The organism is Pseudomonas sp. MPC6, from assembly GCF_006094435.1.
In the GTDB taxonomy this organism is placed as follows: Bacteria; Pseudomonadota; Gammaproteobacteria; order Pseudomonadales; family Pseudomonadaceae; genus Aquipseudomonas.
Genome location: NZ_CP034783.1, coordinates 6281235 through 6302393 on the forward strand (window position 1 = coordinate 6281235; position 21159 = coordinate 6302393).

24 protein-coding genes are annotated in these 21159 nt (G+C 55.4%); all 24 read right to left on the bottom strand.

Going from position 1 to position 21159, the window contains the following annotated elements; translation table 11 throughout:
* Window positions 1-3: 3 nt before the first annotated feature.
* Complete coding sequence (gene rplR, locus ELQ88_RS31280; RefSeq protein WP_003186037.1) at window positions 4-354, bottom strand: 50S ribosomal protein L18; 351 nt, start codon at window positions 352-354, stop codon at window positions 4-6.
* A 10-nt stretch (window positions 355-364) separates the two neighbouring features.
* On the bottom strand, window positions 365-898 hold the full coding sequence (rplF, locus tag ELQ88_RS31285) for a 50S ribosomal protein L6 (RefSeq protein WP_003176412.1): 534 nt from the start codon (window positions 896-898) through the stop codon (window positions 365-367).
* Window positions 899-910: 12 nt separating this feature from the next.
* Window positions 911-1303, bottom strand: a complete 393-nt coding sequence (gene rpsH / locus ELQ88_RS31290) for a 30S ribosomal protein S8 (protein WP_003186040.1) — start codon at window positions 1301-1303, stop codon at window positions 911-913.
* A 209-nt stretch (window positions 1304-1512) separates the two neighbouring features.
* Window positions 1513-1818 carry a 30S ribosomal protein S14 gene (rpsN, locus tag ELQ88_RS31295; protein ID WP_003176414.1) on the bottom strand — a complete coding sequence of 102 codons (306 nt, stop codon included), beginning with the start codon at window positions 1816-1818 and terminating at the stop codon, window positions 1513-1515.
* Window positions 1819-1831: 13 nt separating this feature from the next.
* Entirely contained in the window at window positions 1832-2371 is a 540-nt protein-coding gene (rplE, locus tag ELQ88_RS31300; protein WP_003176415.1) for a 50S ribosomal protein L5, read from the bottom strand.
* 22 nt (window positions 2372-2393) lie between these two features.
* The gene (rplX, locus tag ELQ88_RS31305; RefSeq protein WP_003176416.1) at window positions 2394-2708 is read right to left on the bottom strand and encodes a 50S ribosomal protein L24; all 315 of its coding nucleotides are present in this window, start codon (window positions 2706-2708) and stop codon (window positions 2394-2396) included.
* Between the two features lie 11 nt (window positions 2709-2719).
* Window positions 2720-3088 (bottom strand): 50S ribosomal protein L14, encoded by a 369-nt coding sequence (rplN, locus tag ELQ88_RS31310; RefSeq protein WP_002555479.1) that lies wholly within the window; start codon window positions 3086-3088, stop codon window positions 2720-2722.
* Window positions 3089-3111: 23 nt separating this feature from the next.
* On the bottom strand, window positions 3112-3378 hold the full coding sequence (gene rpsQ / locus ELQ88_RS31315; protein WP_003176419.1) for a 30S ribosomal protein S17: 267 nt from the start codon (window positions 3376-3378) through the stop codon (window positions 3112-3114).
* A 2-nt stretch (window positions 3379-3380) separates the two neighbouring features.
* Window positions 3381-3572, bottom strand: coding sequence for a 50S ribosomal protein L29 (gene rpmC / locus ELQ88_RS31320; RefSeq protein WP_008030901.1), 192 nt, complete (start codon window positions 3570-3572; stop codon window positions 3381-3383).
* Window positions 3572-3985, bottom strand: coding sequence for a 50S ribosomal protein L16 (gene rplP, locus ELQ88_RS31325; RefSeq protein ID WP_007943783.1), 414 nt, complete (start codon window positions 3983-3985; stop codon window positions 3572-3574). The genes rpmC and rplP overlap by 1 nt, the downstream gene beginning before the upstream one ends.
* Before the next feature lie 12 nt (window positions 3986-3997).
* On the bottom strand, window positions 3998-4684 hold the full coding sequence (gene rpsC, locus ELQ88_RS31330) for a 30S ribosomal protein S3 (protein WP_003176422.1): 687 nt from the start codon (window positions 4682-4684) through the stop codon (window positions 3998-4000).
* A 13-nt stretch (window positions 4685-4697) separates the two neighbouring features.
* A complete protein-coding gene (gene rplV, locus ELQ88_RS31335) occupies window positions 4698-5030 on the bottom strand; it encodes a 50S ribosomal protein L22 (RefSeq protein ID WP_003103908.1) in 333 nt (110 codons plus the stop codon).
* A gap of 13 nt (window positions 5031-5043) precedes the next feature.
* Complete coding sequence (gene rpsS, locus ELQ88_RS31340; protein WP_002555486.1) at window positions 5044-5319, bottom strand: 30S ribosomal protein S19; 276 nt, start codon at window positions 5317-5319, stop codon at window positions 5044-5046.
* A gap of 16 nt (window positions 5320-5335) precedes the next feature.
* Window positions 5336-6160, bottom strand: coding sequence for a 50S ribosomal protein L2 (rplB, locus tag ELQ88_RS31345; RefSeq protein WP_032884535.1), 825 nt, complete (start codon window positions 6158-6160; stop codon window positions 5336-5338).
* A gap of 14 nt (window positions 6161-6174) precedes the next feature.
* Window positions 6175-6474 (bottom strand): 50S ribosomal protein L23, encoded by a 300-nt coding sequence (gene rplW, locus ELQ88_RS31350; protein WP_002555488.1) that lies wholly within the window; start codon window positions 6472-6474, stop codon window positions 6175-6177.
* Window positions 6471-7073 (bottom strand): 50S ribosomal protein L4, encoded by a 603-nt coding sequence (gene rplD / locus ELQ88_RS31355; RefSeq protein ID WP_007896707.1) that lies wholly within the window; start codon window positions 7071-7073, stop codon window positions 6471-6473. Before rplD ends, rplW begins: the two co-directional genes overlap by 4 nt.
* Before the next feature lie 12 nt (window positions 7074-7085).
* Window positions 7086-7721, bottom strand: coding sequence for a 50S ribosomal protein L3 (rplC, locus tag ELQ88_RS31360; RefSeq protein WP_003186059.1), 636 nt, complete (start codon window positions 7719-7721; stop codon window positions 7086-7088).
* Between the two features lie 80 nt (window positions 7722-7801).
* Window positions 7802-8113 carry a 30S ribosomal protein S10 gene (gene rpsJ, locus ELQ88_RS31365; protein WP_003186070.1) on the bottom strand — a complete coding sequence of 104 codons (312 nt, stop codon included), beginning with the start codon at window positions 8111-8113 and terminating at the stop codon, window positions 7802-7804.
* Between the two features lie 158 nt (window positions 8114-8271).
* Window positions 8272-9465, bottom strand: coding sequence for an elongation factor Tu (tuf, locus tag ELQ88_RS31370; protein WP_007896660.1), 1194 nt, complete (start codon window positions 9463-9465; stop codon window positions 8272-8274).
* Window positions 9466-9496: 31 nt separating this feature from the next.
* A complete protein-coding gene (gene fusA / locus ELQ88_RS31375; RefSeq protein ID WP_128872502.1) occupies window positions 9497-11602 on the bottom strand; it encodes an elongation factor G in 2106 nt (701 codons plus the stop codon).
* Window positions 11603-11632: 30 nt separating this feature from the next.
* On the bottom strand, window positions 11633-12103 hold the full coding sequence (rpsG, locus tag ELQ88_RS31380; RefSeq protein ID WP_002555493.1) for a 30S ribosomal protein S7: 471 nt from the start codon (window positions 12101-12103) through the stop codon (window positions 11633-11635).
* A gap of 118 nt (window positions 12104-12221) precedes the next feature.
* Complete coding sequence (gene rpsL / locus ELQ88_RS31385; protein WP_002555494.1) at window positions 12222-12593, bottom strand: 30S ribosomal protein S12; 372 nt, start codon at window positions 12591-12593, stop codon at window positions 12222-12224.
* Between the two features lie 216 nt (window positions 12594-12809).
* Window positions 12810-17009, bottom strand: a complete 4200-nt coding sequence (rpoC, locus tag ELQ88_RS31390) for a DNA-directed RNA polymerase subunit beta' (RefSeq protein ID WP_128872503.1) — start codon at window positions 17007-17009, stop codon at window positions 12810-12812.
* A gap of 64 nt (window positions 17010-17073) precedes the next feature.
* Entirely contained in the window at window positions 17074-21147 is a 4074-nt protein-coding gene (rpoB, locus tag ELQ88_RS31395) for a DNA-directed RNA polymerase subunit beta (RefSeq protein WP_128872504.1), read from the bottom strand.
* Window positions 21148-21159 lie beyond the last annotated feature (12 nt).

The window sequence follows — 21159 nt, forward strand, 5'->3', positions numbered from 1 at the left end:
AACTTAGAACTCCAGCCCAGCTTCACGAGCAGCATCAGCCAGCGCCTTGACGCGGCCGTGATACTTGAAGCCAGAGCGGTCGAAAGCCACCTGCGAGACGCCAGCGGCTTTTGCACGCGTAGCGACCAGCTGGCCAACCTTAGTGGCCGCGTCGATGTTGCCAGTGGCGCCATCACGCAGTTCTTTATCCAAAGTCGAGGCAGATGCCAGGACTTTGTTGCCGTCGGCCGAAATGACCTGGGCGTAGATGTGCTGCGACGAGCGGAACACGCAGAGACGCACGACTTCGAGTTCGTGCATTTTCAGGCGTGCTTTGCGAGCGCGACGCAGTCGAGTAACTTTTTTGTCGGTCATTTGCTATGCCCTACTTCTTCTTGGCTTCTTTACGACGGACGACTTCGTCCGCGTAGCGCACACCTTTGCCTTTGTACGGCTCTGGTGGACGGAAGTCGCGGATCTCGGCGGCCACTTGACCTACCAGCTGCTTATCGATGCCCTTGATCAGGATATCGGTCTGGCTAGGAGTCTCAGCGGTGATGCCTTCCGGCAGTTCATAATCCACTGGGTGCGAGAAGCCAAGAGCCAGGTTCAGCACTGTGCCTTTTGCTTGCGCTTTGTAACCAACACCGACCAGCTGGAGCTTGCGCTCGAAGCCTTGGCTTACGCCTTGGACCATGTTGTTTACCAACGCACGAGTGGTACCAGCCATTGCGCGAGTCTGTTGATCGCCATTGCGAGCAGCAAAACGCAGCTCACCGGCTTCTTCAACAATCTCAACGGACGAATGGATGTTCAGTTCGAGAGTGCCCTTGGCACCCTTCACCGAAAGCTGTTGGCCTGCGAATTTGACTTCGACACCGGCTGGCAGCTTAACGGGGTTCTTAGCGACGCGTGACATGCTTATCCCCCCTTAGAACACAGTGCAAAGAACTTCGCCGCCGACACCGGCAGCGCGCGCAGCACGATCCGTCATCACACCTTTGTTGGTGGAGACGATAGACACACCGAGACCGCCACGAACTTTCGGCAGATCATCGACGGACTTGTACTGACGCAGGCCTGGACGGCTAACGCGCTTCACTTCTTCGATGACCGGACGGCCTTCGAAATATTTCAGCTCGATAGACAGCAGTGGCTTGATTTCGCTGCTGATCTGATAACCCGCAATGTAACCTTCGTCCTTCAGGACTTTGGCAACAGCTACCTTCAAAGTAGAAGATGGCATGCTTACGACGGACTTTTCAGCCATCTGGGCATTACGGATTCGAGTTAGCATGTCCGCTAACGGGTCCTGCATACTCATGGGCTAGACGCTCCTAATACACAAAAAATTAGCCTTGCGGCTACTACGTGTCGCCGAGCCATCCATGCGAAAAAAGCACGGGCTCAGGCGAGCCGGGTATTCTAGACACACCCCACAAATGAATCAAGCCCCAAAAGGGGCTTGATTCAAGTTCAAGGTCACCGGCGGTCAGGATCTTGCGAGCCTGGACGCCGAGACTTTGACAGTGCTTACCAGCTGGCTTTAACCAGACCAGGTACGTCACCACGCATTGCAGCTTCACGCAGCTTGTTACGGCCAAGGCCGAACTTGCGGTAAACGCCGTGTGGACGACCGGTCAGGCGGCAGCGGTTACGCATGCGCGAAGCGCTTGCGTCACGTGGCTGCTTCTGCAGAGCGACTGTAGCTTCCCAACGTGCTTCTGGACTTGCGTTCAGATCAACGATGATAGCTTTCAGTGCTGCACGCTTTTTGGCGTACTTGGCAACCGTGAGCTGACGCTTCAGCTCGCGGTTTTTCATGCTCATCTTGGCCATTTTCCTACTCCAATCAGTTGCGGAACGGGAATTTGAAAGCACGCAACAGGGCGCGACCTTCATCATCGTTCTTGGCAGTGGTGGTCAGGGTAATGTCCAGACCGCGGAGAGCATCGATCTTGTCGTAGTCGATTTCCGGGAAGATGATCTGCTCTTTAACGCCCATGCTGTAGTTACCACGACCATCGAAGGACTTGGCATTCAGGCCGCGGAAGTCGCGAACCCGAGGCAGGGAGATCGACAGCAGACGATCCAGGAACTCGTACATACGCTCACGGCGCAGGGTCACTTTGACGCCGATCGGCCAACCTTCACGGACTTTAAAGCCAGCGATGGATTTCCGAGCGTAAGTCACAACGACTTTCTGACCGGTGATCTTTTCCAGGTCGGCAACAGCGTGCTCGATAACTTTTTTGTCACCGACCGCTTCGCCCAGACCCATGTTCAGGGTGATTTTTGTAACGCGTGGAACTTCCATCACGTTCGAAAGCTTAAGTTCTTCCTTAAGTTTCGGTGCGATTTCCTTCCAGTAAATCTCTTTTAGTCGTGCCATGGTCTTATCTACCTAGCAGTGTTCAAGCATCAACCGCTTTTTGGGTCGACTTGAAGACACGAATTTTCTTGCCGTCTTCTACTTTGAAACCAACGCGATCAGCCTTGTTGGTTTCGCCGTTGAAAATGGCGACGTTAGAAGCGTCCAGTGGAGCTTCTTTTTCGACGATACCGCCTTGCACGCCCGACATCGGGTTAGGCTTGGTATGACGCTTTACCAGGTTCAGACCGCCGATAACCAGACGGTTATTAGCGAGAACCTTAAGCACCTTACCGCGCTTACCTTTGTCTTTGCCGGCGATCACGATGATCTCGTCGTCACGACGAATCTTTTGCATGTCGGATCTCCTTACAGCACTTCTGGGGCGAGCGAGACGATCTTCATGAACTTCTCAGTACGAAGTTCACGGGTCACTGGCCCAAAGATACGGGTGCCGATCGGCTCTTGCTTGTTGTTCAGAAGAACAGCAGCGTTGCCATCAAAGCGGATAATGGAGCCATCAGCACGACGTACGCCGTGACGAGTGCGGACTACAACAGCAGTCATCACTTGGCCTTTTTTCACTTTACCGCGAGGAATTGCTTCCTTCACGGTAACTTTGATGATGTCACCGATACCAGCGTAACGACGATGGGAGCCACCCAGCACCTTGATGCACATAACGCGGCGTGCGCCGCTGTTATCGGCCACATCGAGCATGGATTGAGTCTGAATCATATAATTTCTCCGACCCCTAGTCCTTAGACTTCCACAGCGCGTTCGAGAACATCAACCAGCGCCCAAGACTTGGTCTTGGCCAAAGGACGAGTTTCACGAATAGTGACTTTGTCGCCGATGTGGCACTGATTGGTTTCGTCGTGCGCGTGCAGCTTAGTCGAACGCTTAACGTATTTACCGTAGATCGGGTGCTTTACGCGACGCTCGATCAGAACGGTGATGGTCTTGTCCATTTTGTCGCTGACAACACGGCCAGTCAGCGTACGGACGGTTTTTTCGGCTTCAGCCATGATTACTTACCTGCCTGCTGTTTGAGCACAGTCTTCACGCGAGCGATGTCACGCTTAACTTGCCGGAGCAGGTGAGACTGCCCCAACTGGCCAGTTGCTTTCTGCATACGCAGATTGAACTGGTCGCGCAGCAGGCCGAGCAGTTGCTCGTTAAGCTGCGGCGCGTCTTTTTCACGAAGTTCGTTCGCTTTCATCACATCACCGTCCGTTTAACAAAAGCGGTGGCGAGCGGCAGCTTTGCAGCAGCCAGGGCAAAAGCCTCACGCGCCAGCTCTTCAGAAACGCCCTCGATTTCATACAGGACTTTGCCTGGCTGAATCTGGGCAACCCAGTACTCCACACTACCCTTACCTTTACCCATCCGAACTTCGAGGGGCTTTTTGGAAATAGGCTTGTCCGGGAATACACGGATCCAGATCTTGCCGCCACGTTTAACGTGACGGGTCAGTGCACGACGCGCTGACTCGATCTGACGAGCGGTGAGACGACCACGAGCTACAGACTTCAGCGCATATTCGCCGAAGCTGACTTTGCTACCGCGCTGAGCCAGACCACGGTTGTGGCCTGTCATCTGCTTGCGGAACTTCGTACGCTTTGGTTGCAACATTTGGCGTACCCCTTACTTAGCAGCTTTTTTACGAGGCGCTGGTGCTTGTGGTTTCAGTTCTTCTTGGCGACCACCAATTACTTCGCCCTTGAAGATCCAAACCTTTACACCGATCACACCGTAAGTGGTGTGAGCTTCGTAGTTGGCATAGTCGATGTCGGCACGCAGGGTGTGCAGTGGCACACGACCTTCGCGATACCATTCAGTACGTGCGATTTCAGCACCGCCGAGACGACCGCTCACTTGGATTTTGATGCCTTTGGCACCAATGCGCATGGCGTTCTGTACAGCGCGCTTCATAGCGCGACGGAACATTACGCGACGCTCCAGCTGCTGAGCTACGCTCTGCGCAACCAACATACCGTCGAGTTCCGGCTTGCGGATTTCTTCGATATTGATGTGCACAGGCACACCCATTTGTTTGGTCAGGTCCTGACGCAGTTTCTCAACATCTTCACCTTTCTTCCCGATAACGATACCTGGACGAGCGGTGTGGATGGTGATACGTGCAGTTTGAGCCGGACGATGGATATCGATACGGCTTACGGACGCGCTTTTTAGTTTGTCTTGGAGATACTCACGCACCTTCAGATCAGCGAACAAATAGTCCGCATAAGTCCGACCGTCTGCGTACCAGACGGAGGTGTGCTCCTTGACGATTCCCAGGCGAATGCCAATGGGATGTACTTTCTGACCCATCTCTTCGACTCCGTTACTTGTCAGCAACCTTGACAGTGATATGGCAAGACCGCTTGACGATGCGATCAGCACGGCCTTTGGCACGTGGCATGATTCGCTTCAGCGAACGCCCTTCGTTGACGAAAACGGTGCTGACTTTAAGGTCATCAACGTCTGCGCCTTCGTTATGCTCGGCGTTGGCTACGGCCGACTCCAGCACTTTCTTCATGATCTCGGCGGCTTTCTTACTGCTGAAAGCCAACAGGTTGAGCGCTTCGCCCACCTTCTTCCCGCGGATCTGGTCGGCGACCAAGCGGGCTTTCTGGGCGGAGATTCGAGCGCCCGACAACTTAGCGGCTACTTCCATCGTTCCTTACCCCTTAACGCTTGGCTTTCTTGTCTGCCACGTGCCCACGATATGTGCGGGTACCGGCAAACTCGCCCAGTTTGTGGCCGACCATGTCTTCGTTCACGAGAACTGGAACATGTTGACGACCGTTATGCACTGCAATGGTCAAACCGACCATTTGTGGCAGGATCATCGAACGACGCGACCAGGTTTTCACTGGTTTGCGATCGTTCTTTTCCGCCGCCACTTCGATCTTCTTCAGTAGGTGAAGATCAATAAAAGGACCTTTTTTCAGAGAACGTGGCACTGTCGTATCCCTCTATTTACTTGCGACGACGGACGATCATTTTGTCGGTACGCTTATTACCACGAGTCTTCGCGCCCTTAGTCGGGAAGCCCCATGGCGATACCGGATGACGACCACCAGAGGTACGACCTTCACCACCACCATGTGGGTGGTCAACCGGGTTCATGGCAACACCACGAACGGTTGGGCGAACGCCACGCCAGCGTTTGGCACCAGCTTTACCCAGCGAACGCAGGCTGTGCTCGGAGTTCGAGACTTCGCCCAGGGTCGCGCGGCATTCAGCCAGCACTTTACGCATCTCACCAGAACGCAGACGCAGGGTCACGTAGACACCTTCACGAGCGATCAGCTGAGCCGAAGCACCAGCGGAACGAGCGATCTGAGCGCCTTTACCTGGCTTCAATTCGATGCCGTGTACGGTGCTACCAACTGGAATGTTACGCAGTTGCAGAGCGTTGCCCGGCTTGATCGGTGCCAGGGCACCTGCGATCAGCTGGTCGCCAGCACTCACGCCTTTAGGCGCGATGATGTAGCGACGCTCGCCATCTGCGTACAGCAGCAGAGCGATGTGAGCAGTACGGTTTGGATCGTATTCGATACGCTCGACAGTGGCAGTGATGCCATCTTTGTCGTTGCGACGGAAATCGACCAGACGATAATGCTGCTTATGGCCACCACCGATGTGACGAGTGGTAATGCGACCATTGTTGTTACGACCACCAGTCTTCGATTTTTTCTCGAGCAGCGGTGCGTGAGGAGCGCCTTTATGCAGCTCCTGGTTGACCACCTTGACCACAAAACGGCGGCCAGGGGAAGTCGGTTTGCATTTAACGATTGCCATGATGCACCCCTTCCTTACTCAGCACTGCTGCTGAAATCGAGATCTTGGCCTGGCTGAAGGGAGATAACTGCCTTCTTCCAGTCATTACGCTTGCCCAGACCGCGAGCAGTGCGCTTGCTCTTACCCAGAACATTCAGGGTAGTAACACGCTCTACTTTCACGCTGAACAGGCTTTCGACGGCCTTCTTGATTTCCAGCTTGGTTGCGTCAGTTGCAACCTTGAAAACGAACTGGCCTTTCTTGTCAGCCAGAACCGTAGCCTTCTCGGAAACGTGCGGGCCAAGCAGAACTTTAAATACGCGTTCCTGGTTCATCCCAGCAGCTCCTCGAATTTCTTCACGGCCGACACGGTGATCAACACCTTGTCGTATGCGATCAGACTAACTGGATCGGAACCTTGCACGTCACGTACATCAACGTGTGGCAGGTTGCGAGCAGCCAGGTACAGGTTCTGATCAACCACTTCAGACACGATCAAGACGTCAGTCAGGCCCATGCCGGTCAGTTTGTTCAGCAGATCTTTGGTCTTCGGTGCATCAACAGCGAAGTCCTGAACCACAACCAGACGATCAGTACGCACCAGCTCAGCAAGGATGGAACGCATTGCTGCGCGATACATCTTCTTGTTCAGCTTCTGGGTGTGATCCTGAGGACGAGCTGCGAAAGTGGTACCGCCGCCACGCCAGATTGGGCTACGGATAGTACCGGCACGAGCACGGCCAGTACCTTTCTGACGCCATGGGCGCTTACCGCCACCACGAACGTCGGAACGGGTCTTTTGCTGCTTGCTACCTTGACGGCCGCCGGCCATGTAGGCCACGACTGCTTGGTGAACCAGCGTCTCGTTGAATTCGCCGCCAAATGTCAGTTCGGAAACTTCGATCGCTTGAGCGTCATTTACATTTAATTGCATGTCAGCTTCCCCTTAACCGCGAGCCTTGGCTGCTGGACGTACAACCAAGTTGCCGCCAGTAGCGCCAGGAACAGCACCCTTGACCAACAACAGATTGCGTTCAGCGTCCACGCGCACTACTTCGAGGGACTGCACGGTCACGCGCTCAGCGCCCATATGACCGGACATTTTTTTGCCCTTGAATACACGACCAGGAGTCTGGCACTGGCCGATAGAGCCTGGAACGCGGTGGGACACGGAGTTACCGTGGGTATTATCTTGCCCGCGGAAATTCCAACGCTTGATCGTACCCTGGAAGCCTTTACCCTTGGACTGACCGGTTACATCAACCAGTTGACCAGCGGCGAAGATTTCAGCGTTGATCAGATCGCCGGCCTGGTACTCGCCTTCTTCAAGGCGGAATTCCATTACGGTACGACCAGCGGCAACGTTCGCTTTAGCGAAGTGGCCAGCCTGAGCAGCTGTAACACGCGAAGCACGACGCTCGCCTACAGTGACCTGCACTGCACGATAGCCATCGGTCTCTTCAGTTTTGAACTGGGTGACGCGATTCGGCTCGATCTCAATGACCGTGACCGGAATGGAGACACCTTCTTCGGTGAAAATACGGGTCATACCGCATTTACGACCGACTACACCAATAGTCATGTTGTAAACCTCATGAGTGTACGGGGCTTTCACCCGCTATGGCCGCCCATTTCAGAGCGTTACACGACTAAGACCGAGTCTTAGCCGAGGCTGATCTGCACTTCCACACCGGCCGCAAGATCAAGCTTCATAAGAGCATCAACGGTTTTATCCGTTGGCTGGACGATGTCCAGAACGCGCTTATGAGTACGGATCTCGTACTGGTCACGCGCGTCTTTGTTGACGTGCGGGGAGACCAGAACGGTGAACCGCTCTTTACGGGTAGGCAGTGGAATTGGACCACGCACTTGAGCACCAGTACGTTTCGCGGTTTCCACGATTTCCTGGGTGGATTGGTCGATCAGGCGATGGTCAAAAGCCTTCAACCTGATACGGATTTGCTGATTTTGCATTGGATTTCAGACTCCGGCTGCTATTCCCACCGAGCGCAATACGCCCGTTAAAAGGAGGCGCAATTCTATAGACGCCCCATATGGGTGTCAACCCAATAAAAAAGCCCCCCGCTGAGCGGGGGGCTTCTTCAACTCATCGAAGCCTGCTCAAAAAGAGCTTACTCGATGATTTTGGCTACGACGCCAGCGCCGACGGTACGACCGCCTTCACGGATAGCGAAACGCAGACCGTCTTCCATTGCGATGGTCTTGATCAGGGTGACAACCATTTTGATGTTGTCGCCTGGCATTACCATTTCAACGCCTTCCGGCAGTTCGCAGTTACCAGTCACGTCAGTAGTACGGAAGTAGAACTGTGGACGGTAGCCTTTGAAGAACGGAGTGTGACGACCGCCTTCTTCTTTGCTCAGTACGTACACTTCAGCTTCGAACTTGGTGTGCGGCTTGACCGAACCTGGCTTAACCAGAACCTGGCCACGCTCAACGTCGTCACGCTTGGTACCACGCAGCAGAACGCCGCAGTTCTCGCCAGCACGACCTTCGTCGAGCAGCTTACGGAACATTTCAACACCGGTGCAGGTGGTGACGGTAGTGTCACGCAGACCAACGATTTCCAGTGGATCCTGAACCTTGACGATACCGCGCTCGATACGGCCAGTTACAACAGTACCGCGACCGGAGATCGAGAATACGTCTTCGATTGGCATCAGGAACGGCTTGTCGATAACACGGACTGGATCTGGGATGTAGCTGTCCAGAGTCTCAACCAGTTTACGAACGGCAGTGGTGCCCATTTCGTTGTCGTCTTGGCCGTTCAGAGCCATCAGAGCCGAACCGATGATGATCGGAGTGTCGTCACCTGGGAAGTCGTAAGTGCTCAGCAGATCGCGCACTTCCATCTCAACCAGTTCCAGCAGCTCAGCGTCGTCAACCATGTCAGCCTTGTTCAGGAAGACAACGATGTACGGAACGCCAACCTGACGGGACAGCAGGATGTGCTCACGGGTTTGTGGCATCGGACCATCAGCGGCCGAGCAAACCAGGATAGCGCCGTCCATCTGAGCAGCACCGGTGATCATGTTCTTCACATAGTCAGCGTGACCTGGGCAGTCAACGTGAGCGTAGTGACGGATCAGCGAGTTGTATTCAACGTGCGCGGTGTTGATGGTGATACCACGAGCCTTTTCTTCCGGAGCGCTGTCGATCTTGTCGAAAGCAACAACGGCCGAACCGAAAACTTCGGAGCAGACGCGAGTCAGAGCAGCGGTCAGCGTGGTTTTACCGTGGTCGACGTGACCGATGGTGCCAACGTTGACGTGCGGGAGGGTACGGTCAAATTTTTCTTTAGCCACGACAATTAACTCCTAGCCTAAAGGGGCTGAATCAGCCTTGTTTTTTGGTAACAGTTTCGACGATGTGCGACGGAGCTGTATTGTATTTTTTGAATTCCATAGAGTAGCTTGCGCGACCTTGGGACATGGAACGGACGTCGGTCGCATAACCGAACATCTCACCCAGCGGAACTTCGGCGCGAATCACTTTGCCGGAGACCGTGTCTTCCATACCCAGGATCATGCCGCGACGACGGTTAAGGTCGCCCATCACGTCACCCATATAGTCTTCAGGTGTAACCACCTCTACCGCCATGATCGGCTCAAGCAACTCACCACCGCCCTTCTGGGCCAGTTGCTTGGTCGCCATGGAAGCAGCCACCTTAAACGCCATCTCGTTCGAGTCGACGTCGTGGTAGGAACCATCAAACACGGTAGCCTTCAGGCCGATCAGCGGATAGCCGGCAACAACACCGTTCTTCATCTGCTCTTCGATACCCTTCTGGATAGCCGGGATGTATTCCTTGGGAACTACACCACCCACTACTTCGTTCAGGAATTGCAGACCTTCCTGACCTTCGTCAGCAGGTGCAAAACGAATCCAGCAGTGACCGAACTGGCCACGACCGCCGGACTGGCGAACGAACTTGCCTTCGATTTCGCAGCTCTTCGTGATGCGCTCACGGTACGAAACTTGCGGCTTACCGATGTTGGCTTCGACGTTGAACTCACGGCGCATCCGGTCAACCAGGATGTCCAGGTGCAACTCGCCCATGCCGGAGATGATCGTTTGACCAGTCTCTTCATCAGTCTTGACGCGGAAAGACGGGTCTTCCTGAGCAAGTTTGCCCAGAGCGATACCCATTTTTTCCTGGTCGTCCTTGGTCTTAGGCTCTACGGCAACCGAAATAACCGGCTCCGGGAAGTCCATGCGAACCAGGATGATTGGCTTGTCAGCGTTGCACAAAGTCTCACCAGTGGTGACGTCCTTCATGCCGATCAAGGCCGCGATGTCACCAGCGCGTACTTCCTTGATTTCTTCACGGGCGTTTGCGTGCATTTGCACCATACGACCCACGCGCTCTTTCTTGCCTTTGACCGAGTTGATCACGCCGTCGCCGGAGGCCAACACGCCCGAGTAAACGCGGACGAAGGTCAAGGTACCCACGAATGGGTCGGTAGCGATCTTGAACGCCAGGGCCGAGAACGGCTCGCTGTCGTCTGCATGACGTTCCATTTCCTTGGTCTCGTCATCCGGGTCGGTACCCTTGATGGCAGGAATGTCGGAAGGAGCCGGCAGGTAGTCGATCACGGCGTCGAGAACCAGGGGAACGCCCTTGTTCTTGAAGGAAGAACCGCAAACAGCCAAGACGATCTCACCAGCGATAGTACGCTGACGCAGAGCGGCCTTGATTTCCGCGTTGGTGAGTTCTTCACCTTCGAGGTACTTGTTCATCAGCTCTTCGCTGGCTTCGGCCGCAGCCTCAACCATGTTGCCGCGCCATTCGTCAGCCAGTTCCTGCAATTCAGCAGGGATAGGCTTGCGAACTGGAACCATGCCTTTGTCAGCGTCGTTCCAGTAAACAGCTTCCATGGCCATCAGATCGATCTGACCCTGGAAGTTGTCTTCGGAACCGATGGCCAACTGGATCGGCACCGGAGTGTGACCCAGACGCTGCTTGATCTGACCGATCACGCGCAGGAAGTTCGCACCAGCACGGTCCATCTTGTTTACGTAAACAAGACGTGGAACGCCGTATTTGTTGGCTTGACGCCATACGGTTTCCGACTGAGGCTCAACACCCGAGGTGCCGCAGAACACAACGACCGCGCCGTCGAGAACACGCAGGGAACGCTCAACTTCAATAGTGAAGTCAACGTGGCCCGGGGTGTCGATGACGTTGAAGCGGTATTGGTCCTTGTGCTGCTTCTCGGAACCCTGCCAGAAGGCGGTGATTGCAGCAGAAGTAATGGTAATACCACGCTCCTGCTCCTGCACCATCCAGTCTGTGGTCGCGGCGCCGTCATGCACCTCGCCCATTTTGTGACTTTTGCCAGTGTAAAAAAGGACGCGCTCGGTGGTGGTGGTTTTACCAGCATCCACGTGAGCAACGATACCAATGTTACGGTAGCGATTAATCGGTGTAGTACGAGCCATAAAGCCCTCGCAAAATTAGTGACGCTAAAATTAGAAGCGGTAGTGCGAGAAAGCCTTGTTGGCTTCAGCCATACGGTGCACGTCTTCACGCTTCTTAACTGCAGCACCTTTGCCTTCGGCAGCGTCCAGCAGTTCACCGGCCAAACGCAGAGCCATAGACTTCTCGCCGCGCTTGCGGGCGAAGTCTACCAACCAGCGCATTGCCAGAGCATTACGACGGGACGGACGAACTTCAACCGGAACCTGGTAAGTAGCACCGCCTACACGGCGCGACTTCACTTCGACCAGCGGAGCGATGGCGTCGAGAGCTTTCTCGAAGATTTCCAGGGGGTCGCTGTTCTTGCGTTCTTTAACCTTTTCCAGCGCGCCATAAACGATACGCTCGGCAACGGCTTTCTTGCCGCTTTCCATCACGTGGTTCATGAACTTGGCCAGGATCTGGCTGCCGTATTTTGGATCGTCAAGCACTTCGCGCTTGGCTGCTACGCGTCTTCTTGGCATGGATAAGCCCTCAAACGGTCTTCAGGTTCGCTCGGAATCGGTGCCCTTTCGGGACGCCTCCGACCTTACTCTTATCGACTCAGAAAAATAGAAAATCGGTTTTTACAAAAAGCCACTACTACTTAGGCTTCTTGGTACCGTACTTCGAACGACCCTGGTTACGACCTTTAACGCCGGAAGTATCCAAAGAACCGCGTACGGTGTGGTAACGAACACCTGGCAAGTCTTTTACACGACCGCCGCGGATCAGTACCACGCTGTGCTCTTGCAGGTTGTGGCCTTCACCGCCGATGTACGAGGAAACCTCGAAACCGTTGGTCAGACGCACACGGCATACTTTACGCAGTGCCGAGTTAGGTTTTTTCGGCGTGGTGGTATACACACGGGTGCATACGCCACGACGTTGCGGGCAGTTCTGCAGCGCAGGCACGTCGGATTTCTCGACGATACGCTTACGCGGCTGACGTACCAGCTGGTTGATAGTTGCCATCTACTAGCTCCACTGTTGTCTTGCGACGCTATTGTCTTGCAAGAAAAGCAAAATGGCAGGAACGAATTCCCGCCAAATTTAGGGGTACAAGAGTCTAAAGAGGATCTTGCCCCCAGTCAAGGCAAGGCCCCGACCTCCCCACTCATCCAACCTCGACAAATTGTCTCGATTCGATGAACGGAGCGACCAGGGCCTTACGCTCATTTACCGCAGAACTCAGTTACCGCTCGAGTTCAGCGCTTCGGTCAGTGCAGCTTCCACTTCACTGGCGCTTACGCGCAACGGTTTGTCCGCTTCACGGCGACGCTTGCGCTCGCTGTGATAAGCCAGACCGGTACCGGCCGGGATCAGACGACCCACAACCACGTTTTCTTTCAGGCCGCGCAGGTAATCGCGCTTGCCGGTTACCGCCGCTTCGGTCAGTACGCGAGTGGTTTCCTGGAAGGAAGCCGCCGAGATGAACGATTCGGTGGACAACGACGCCTTGGTGATACCCAGCAACACACGAGTGAACTTGGAAACGAATTTCTCGTCGCCAGCCAGACGTTCGTTCTCTACCAGAACGTGAGTCAACTCCATCTGGTCGCCCTTGATGAAAGTCGAGTCGCCGGATTCAGCGATTTCAACCTTACGCAACATCTGACGCAGGATGGTCTCGATGTGCTTGTCGTTGATCTTCACGCCTTGCAGACGGTAAACGTCCTGGATCTCGTTCACGATGTACTTGGCCAGCGCACTCACACCCAGCAGACGCAGGATGTCGTGTGGATCGCTCGGGCCGTCGGAGATAACTTCGCCGCGGTTTACCTGTTCGCCTTCGAAGACGTTCAGGTGACGCCACTTCGGAATCAGCTCTTCGTACGGATCGGTACCGTCGTTCGGGGTAATAACCAGACGGCGCTTGCCTTTGGTCTCTTTACCGAACGCGATGGTGCCGCTGACTTCCGCCAGGATCGAGGCTTCTTTCGGACGACGGGCTTCGAACAAGTCGGCAACACGCGGCAGACCACCGGTGATGTCACGGGTCTTCGAAGTCTCTTGCGGGATACGAGCGATAACATCACCGATCGCAATCTTCGCACCATCCGCAACACCGACCAGGGCGTTGGCTGGCAGGAAGTACTGAGCGATAACGTCAGTGCCTGGCAGCAACAGATCCTTGCCGTTGTCATCAACCATCTTCACAGCAGGACGGATATCTTTACCGGCAGCTGGACGGTCTTTGGCGTCGAGTACTTCAATGTTGGTCATACCGGTCAATTCGTCAGTCTGACGCTTGATCGTGATGCCTTCTTCCATGCCCACGTAGGTCACGGTACCTTTCATTTCGGTAACGATCGGGTGAGTGTGCGGATCCCACTTGGCCACGATTGCGCCAGCGTCGACCTTGTCACCTTCTTTAACCGAAATCACGGCACCGTACGGCAGCTTGTAACGCTCGCGCTCACGACCGAAGTCATCAGCGATCGCCAGCTCACCGGAACGGGACACGGCAACCAGGCAGCCATCCACTCGCTCAACGTGCTTCAGGTTGTGCAGACGGACGGTACCGCCATTCTTCACCTGAACGCTGTCGGCTGCGGAGGTCCGGCTTGCCGCACCACCGATGTGGAACGTACGCATGGTCAGCTGGGTACCCGGCTCACCGATGGACTGGGCAGCGATAACGCCGACCGCTTCACCGATGTTCACCTGGTGACCACGAGCCAGGTCACGGCCGTAGCACTTGGCGCAAATGCCGTAGCGGGTTTCGCAGCTGATCGGCGAACGCACGATCACTTCGTCGATGCTGTTGAGCTCGATGAACTCGACCCACTTCTCGTCTACCAGAGTGCCGCCAGGAACGATAACTTCCTCGGTACCCGGCTTGAATACGTCACGGGCAATGACACGACCCAATACGCGCTCACCCAGCGGCTCGACAACGTCACCGCCTTCAATGTGCGGCGTCATTACCAGGCCATGCTCGGTGCCGCAATCGATCTCGGTCACGACCAGATCCTGCGCCACGTCTACCAGACGACGAGTCAGGTAACCGGAGTTCGCCGTTTTCAACGCGGTATCCGCCAAACCTTTACGAGCACCGTGAGTGGAGATGAAGTACTGAAGTACGCTCAAACCTTCACGGAAGTTCGCAGTAATCGGCGTTTCGATGATGGAACCGTCCGGCTTGGCCATCAGGCCACGCATACCGGCGAGCTGACGGATCTGCGCAGCAGAACCCCGTGCGCCCGAGTCGGCCATCATGTACATCGAGTTGAAGGATTCCTGGTCGACTTCGACGCCATGACGGTCGATGACTTTCTCTTTCGAGAGGTTGGCCATCATCGCCTTGGAAACTTCGTCGTTCGCCTTGGACCAAAGGTCGATCACTTTGTTGTACTTCTCGCCCTGGGTTACCAGGCCGGAGGCGTACTGACTTTCGATCTCTTTCACTTCATCAGTAGCAGCATTGATGATGCGGGCTTTTTCATCCGGGATAACGAAGTCGTTAACACCGATGGAAACGCCGGAAATGGTCGAATAGGCAAAACCGGTGTACATCAACTGGTCAGCGAAGATCACGGTCTCTTTCAAACCAACCACGCGGTAGCACTGGTTGATCAGCTTGGAGATCGCCTTTTTCTTCATCGGCTGGTTGACGACGTCGTACGACAGGCCAGGTGGAACAACCTGGAACAACAGCGCACGGCCGACAGTGGTGTCGACGATACGGGTGTTCTTGACGCTGCCGCCATCACGATCGTTGACGGTTTCGTTGATCCGCACTTTGACCTTGGCATGCAGTGCAGCTTCGCCGGCACGGAACACACGGTCAACTTCTTGCAGATCCGCGAACACACGACCTTCGCCCTTGGCGTTGATCGCTTCACGCGTCATGTAGTACAGACCCAATACAACGTCCTGCGACGGAACGATGATTGGCTCACCGTTGGCTGGCGACAGAATGTTGTTGGTCGACATCATCAACGCACGCGCTTCCAGCTGGGCTTCCAGCGTCAGCGGTACGTGCACGGCCATTTGGTCGCCGTCGAAGTCGGCGTTGTACGCAGCACAGACCAGAGGGTGCAGCTGGATAGCCTTACCTTCGATCAGTACCGGTTCAAACGCCTGGATACCCAGACGGTGAAGGGTCGGTGCACGGTTGAGGAGAACCGGGTGTTCACGGATCACTTCAGCGAGAACGTCCCAAACCTCTGGCAGCTCGCGCTCGACCATTTTCTTGGCAGCTTTGATGGTGGTCGCGAGACCACGCATTTCCAGCTTGCCGAAAATGAACGGCTTGAACAGCTCGAGGGCCATTTTCTTCGGCAGACCGCACTGGTGCAGACGCAGGGTCGGACCTACGGTAATTACCGAACGACCGGAGTAGTCAACACGCTTACCGAGCAAGTTCTGACGGAAACGACCTTGCTTACCCTTGATCATGTCAGCCAGGGATTTCAGAGGACGCTTGTTGGAACCGGTGATAGCGCGGCCACGACGACCGTTGTCGAGCAGTGCATCGACGGCTTCCTGCAACATACGCTTTTCGTTGCGCACGATGATGTCCGGAGCGGACAGATCGAGCAGACGCTTCAAGCGGTTGTTACGGTTGATCACTCGACGATACAGATCGTTGAGGTCGGAAGTCGCGAAGCGACCGCCATCCAGCGGGACCAGTGGACGCAGATCTGGCGGCAGAACCGGCAGAACGGTCAGCACCATCCATTCTGGAAGGTTGCCGGAACCCTGGAAGGCTTCCATCAACTTCAGACGCTTGGATAGCTTCTTGATCTTGGTTTCGGAGTTGGTTTGCGGAATTTCTTCGCGCAGACGGCCAATCTCGTGTTCCAGGTCGATAGCGTGCAGCAGTTCACGGACAGCTTCAGCACCCATGCGGGCATCGAAATCGTCGCCGAACTCTTCCAGCGCTTCGAAGTACTGCTCGTCGTTGAGCAGCTGACCTTTTTCAAGGGTGGTCATGCCTGGATCGATAACGACATAGCTCTCGAAGTAGAGAACGCGTTCGATATCACGCAGGGTCATGTCCATCAGCAAGCCGATACGCGACGGCAGCGATTTCAGGAACCAGATGTGGGCAACCGGGGAAGCCAGTTCGATGTGCGCCATGCGCTCACGACGAACTTTGGCCAGCGCGACTTCAACGCCGCACTTCTCGCAGATCACACCACGGTGCTTCAAGCGCTTGTACTTACCGCACAGGCACTCGTAATCCTTTACCGGGCCAAAGATCTTGGCGCAGAACAGGCCGTCACGCTCAGGTTTGAACGTACGGTAGTTGATGGTTTCCGGCTTTTTAACTTCACCGAACGACCACGAACGGATCATCTCAGGCGATGCCAATCCAATACGGATGGCGTCGAACTCTTCGACTTGACCCTGGTTTTTCAGCAAATTCAGTAGGTCTTTCAAGGCCTTTCCTCCTGGCGGAGCAGAGAGCGGGCAATCCTGCCCCGCTCTCGATTCGCGTCACGTGTTATTCGGTTTCCAGATCGATATCGATGCCGAGGGAACGAATTTCCTTGATCAACACGTTGAAGGACTCGGGCATGCCCGGCTCCATACGGTGATCGCCATCCACGATGTTTTTGTACATCTTGGTACGGCCGTTCACATCGTCCGACTTCACTGTGAGCATTTCTTGCAGAGTGTAAGCAGCACCGTATGCTTCCAGTGCCCAGACCTCCATCTCCCCGAAACGCTGACCACCGAACTGCGCCTTACCACCCAGCGGCTGCTGAGTAACCAGGCTGTACGAACCGGTAGAACGAGCGTGCATCTTGTCGTCTACCAAGTGGTTCAGCTTCAGCATGTACATGTAGCCAACAGTAACCGGGCGCTCGAACTTGTTGCCGGTACGGCCGTCGGTCAGCTGCATCTGGCCGCTTTCTGGCAGGTCTGCCAGTTTCAGCATGGCCTTGATTTCGCTTTCCTTGGCACCGTCGAACACTGGAGTGGCCATTGGAACGCCGCCACGCAGGTTCTTCGCCAGATCCAGGATTTCCTGGTCGGAGAAGCTGTCCAGATCTTCGTTGCGACCGCCGATCTCGTTGTAGATCTCGTGCAGGAACTTGCGCAGATCGGCAACTTTACGCTGCTCTTCGATCATGCGGTTGATCTTCTCGCCCAGACCTTTGGCCGCGAGGCCCAGGTGGGTTTCAAGGATCTGACCAACGTTCATACGCGAAGGTACGCCCAACGGGTTGAGGACGACGTCGACCGGGGTGCCATTGGCATCGTGCGGCATGTCTTCAACCGGCATGATCACGGAGACCACACCTTTGTTACCGTGACGACCGGCCATCTTGTCGCCCGGCTGGATGCGGCGACGGATTGCCAGGTAAACCTTGACGATTTTCAGCACGCCTGGAGCCAGGTCATCGCCCTGCTGCAGTTTGCGCTTCTTGTCTTCGAACTTGTCGTCCAGCAGACGGCGGCGATCAACGATGTAAGCCTGAGCCTTCTCGAGCTGCTCGTTCAGAGCATCTTCAGCCATGCGCAGTTTGAACCACTGGCCATGCTCAAGACCGTCGAGAATTTCGTCGGTGATGTCCTGACCTTTCTTCAGGCCGGCGCCGCCTTCGGCTTTGCGGCCGACCAGAGCGGAACGCAGACGTTCGAAAGTCGCGCCTTCAACGATACGGAACTCTTCGTTCAGGTCCTTGCGGATCTCGTCGAGCTGGGTCTTCTCGATCGACAGTGCACGAGCATCACGCTCAACGCCGTCACGAGTGAAGACCTGTACGTCGATGACGGTACCCTTGGTGCCGGTAGGCACGCGCAGGGAGGTGTCTTTAACGTCGCTGGCTTTTTCACCAAAGATGGCACGCAGCAGTTTTTCTTCCGGAGTCAGTTGAGTCTCGCCTTTCGGAGTGACCTTACCGACCAGGATGTCGCCTGCGCCAACTTCAGCACCTACGTAAACGATACCGGCTTCGTCCAGTTTGTTCAGTGCCGCTTCACCCACGTTCGGGATGTCGGCAGTGATTTCCTCTGGCCCAAGCTTGGTGTCACGTGCCACACAGGTCAGTTCCTGAATGTGGATCGTGGTGAAGCGATCTTCTTGAACAACTCGTTCCGACAGGCAGATGGAGTCTTCGAAGTTGTAACCGTTCCAGGCCATGAACGCGATGCGCATGTTCTGACCCAGCGCCAGCTCACCCATGTCGGTGGACGGACCGTCAGCCATGATGTCGCTGCGCTGAACCCGATCACCTTTACGCACCAGCGGACGCTGGTTGATGCAGGTGTTCTGGTTGGAGCGGGTGTACTTGGTCAGGTTGTAGATGTCGACACCGGCTTCACCGGTTTCAACTTCGTCATCGGCAACACGAACCACGATACGGCTGGCATCAACGGAATCGATCACGCCGCCACGACGAGCCACGACGCAAACGCCGGAGTCACGGGCTACGTTACGCTCCATGCCGGTACCGACCAGCGGCTTGTCAGCGCGCAGGGTGGGTACAGCTTGACGCTGCATGTTCGAACCCATCAACGCACGGTTGGCGTCGTCGTGCTCGAGGAACGGGATCAGCGACGCTGCAACCGAAACTACCTGCTTCGGCGATACGTCCATCAAGGTGACGTCTTCCGGCGCCTTGACGGTGAACTCGTTCAAGTGACGAACAGCTACCAGTTCGTCGATCAGCATTTTCTTGTCGTTCATCGTGGCCGAAGCCTGAGCGATCACGTGATCAGCTTCTTCGATGGCGGACAGGAACACGATCTCGTCGGTGACCAGAGCGTCTTTCACCACACGGTACGGGCTCTCGAGGAAGCCGTACTGGTTGGTGCGCGCATAGGCGGCCAGGGAGTTGATCAGACCGATGTTCGGACCTTCCGGCGTTTCGATCGGGCAAACACGACCGTAGTGAGTCGGGTGTACGTCACGAACTTCAAAGCCGGCACGCTCACGAGTCAAACCGCCAGGGCCGAGTGCAGACACACGACGCTTGTGGGTGATCTCGGACAGCGGGTTGTTCTGGTCCATGAACTGGGACAGCTGGCTGGAACCGAAGAACTCTTTCACCGCCGCAGCCACTGGCTTGGCGTTGATCAGGTCTTGCGGCATCAGGCCTTCGCTTTCAGCCATCGACAGACGCTCTTTGACCGCACGCTCAACACGTACCAGGCCAACGCGGAACTGGTTCTCGGCCATTTCGCCTACGCAGCGAACACGACGGTTACCCAGGTGGTCGATGTCATCGACGATGCCTTTACCGTTACGGATGTCGACCAGAGTCTTCAGGACCGCGACGATGTCTTCCTTGCACAGCACGCCCGAACCTTCGATCTCGGTACGACCGATACGACGGTTGAACTTCATCCGGCCGACCGCAGACAGGTCGTAGCGCTCAGGGCTGAAGAACAGGTTGTTGAACAGGGTCTCGGCAGCGTCTTTGGTTGGCGGCTCGCCTGGACGCATCATGCGATAGATCTCGACCAGCGCTTCCAATTGGTTGCTGGTGGAGTCGATCTTCAGGGTGTCGGAGACGAACGGACCGCAGTCGATATCGTTGGTGTACAGAGTTTCGATGCGAACAACCTGGGACTTGGCGATTTTTGCCAGGATCTCGGTGTTCAGCTCGGTGTTGCACTCTGCCAGGATTTCGCCGGTTGCCGGATGCACGATGACCTTGGCGGTAGTGCGACCCAGGACGTAGTCCAGAGGCACTTCCAGGGTCTTGAGACCGGCTTTTTCGATCTGGTTGATGTGGCGCGCAGTAATACGGCGACCAGCCTCAACGATGACCTTGCCCTTCTCGTCCTGAATATCAAGAACAGCGATTTCACCACGCAGACGCGAAGCAATCAGTTCCAGACTGAGGGTTTCGCCGCTCAGGTGGAAAACGTTGGTGGTGTAGAACGCGTCGAGCACTTCTTCAGTGGTATAGCCGAGCGCGCGCAGCAGTACCGATGCAGGCAGCTTGCGACGACGGTCGATACGCACGAACACGCAGTCTTTCGGGTCGAACTCGAAGTCCAGCCACGAACCGCGGTAAGGAATGATGCGCGCGGAGTACAGCAGTTTGCCGGAGCTGTGCGTCTTGCCACGGTCGTGGTCGAAGAACACGCCTGGAGAACGGTGCAGCTGGGAAACGATTACTCGTTCGGTACCGTTGATTACGAAGGTACCGTTTTCAGTCATCAACGGGATTTCGCCCATGTAGACTTCTTGCTCTTTGATGTCCTTGATCGCTTTGTTCGACGATTCTTTGTCGAAAATGATCAGGCGCACTTTTACCCGCAAAGGTACGGCGTAAGTTACACCGCGCAATACGCATTCTTTGACATCAAATGCCGGTTCGCCCAGGCGATAACCGACGTACTCCAGCGCAGCATTGCCGGAGTAGCTGATGATCGGGAAAACGGATTTGAAGGCCGCATGCAGGCCCACGTCGCGGAACTGATCTTTAGTCGCTCCCGCCTGCAAGAATTCACGATACGAATCCAGCTGGATTGCCAGGAGATACGGCACATCCATGACGTCCGGCAACTTGCTAAAGTCCTTGCGGATACGTTTTTTCTCAGTATATGAGTAAGCCATCAGCGTTCCCCA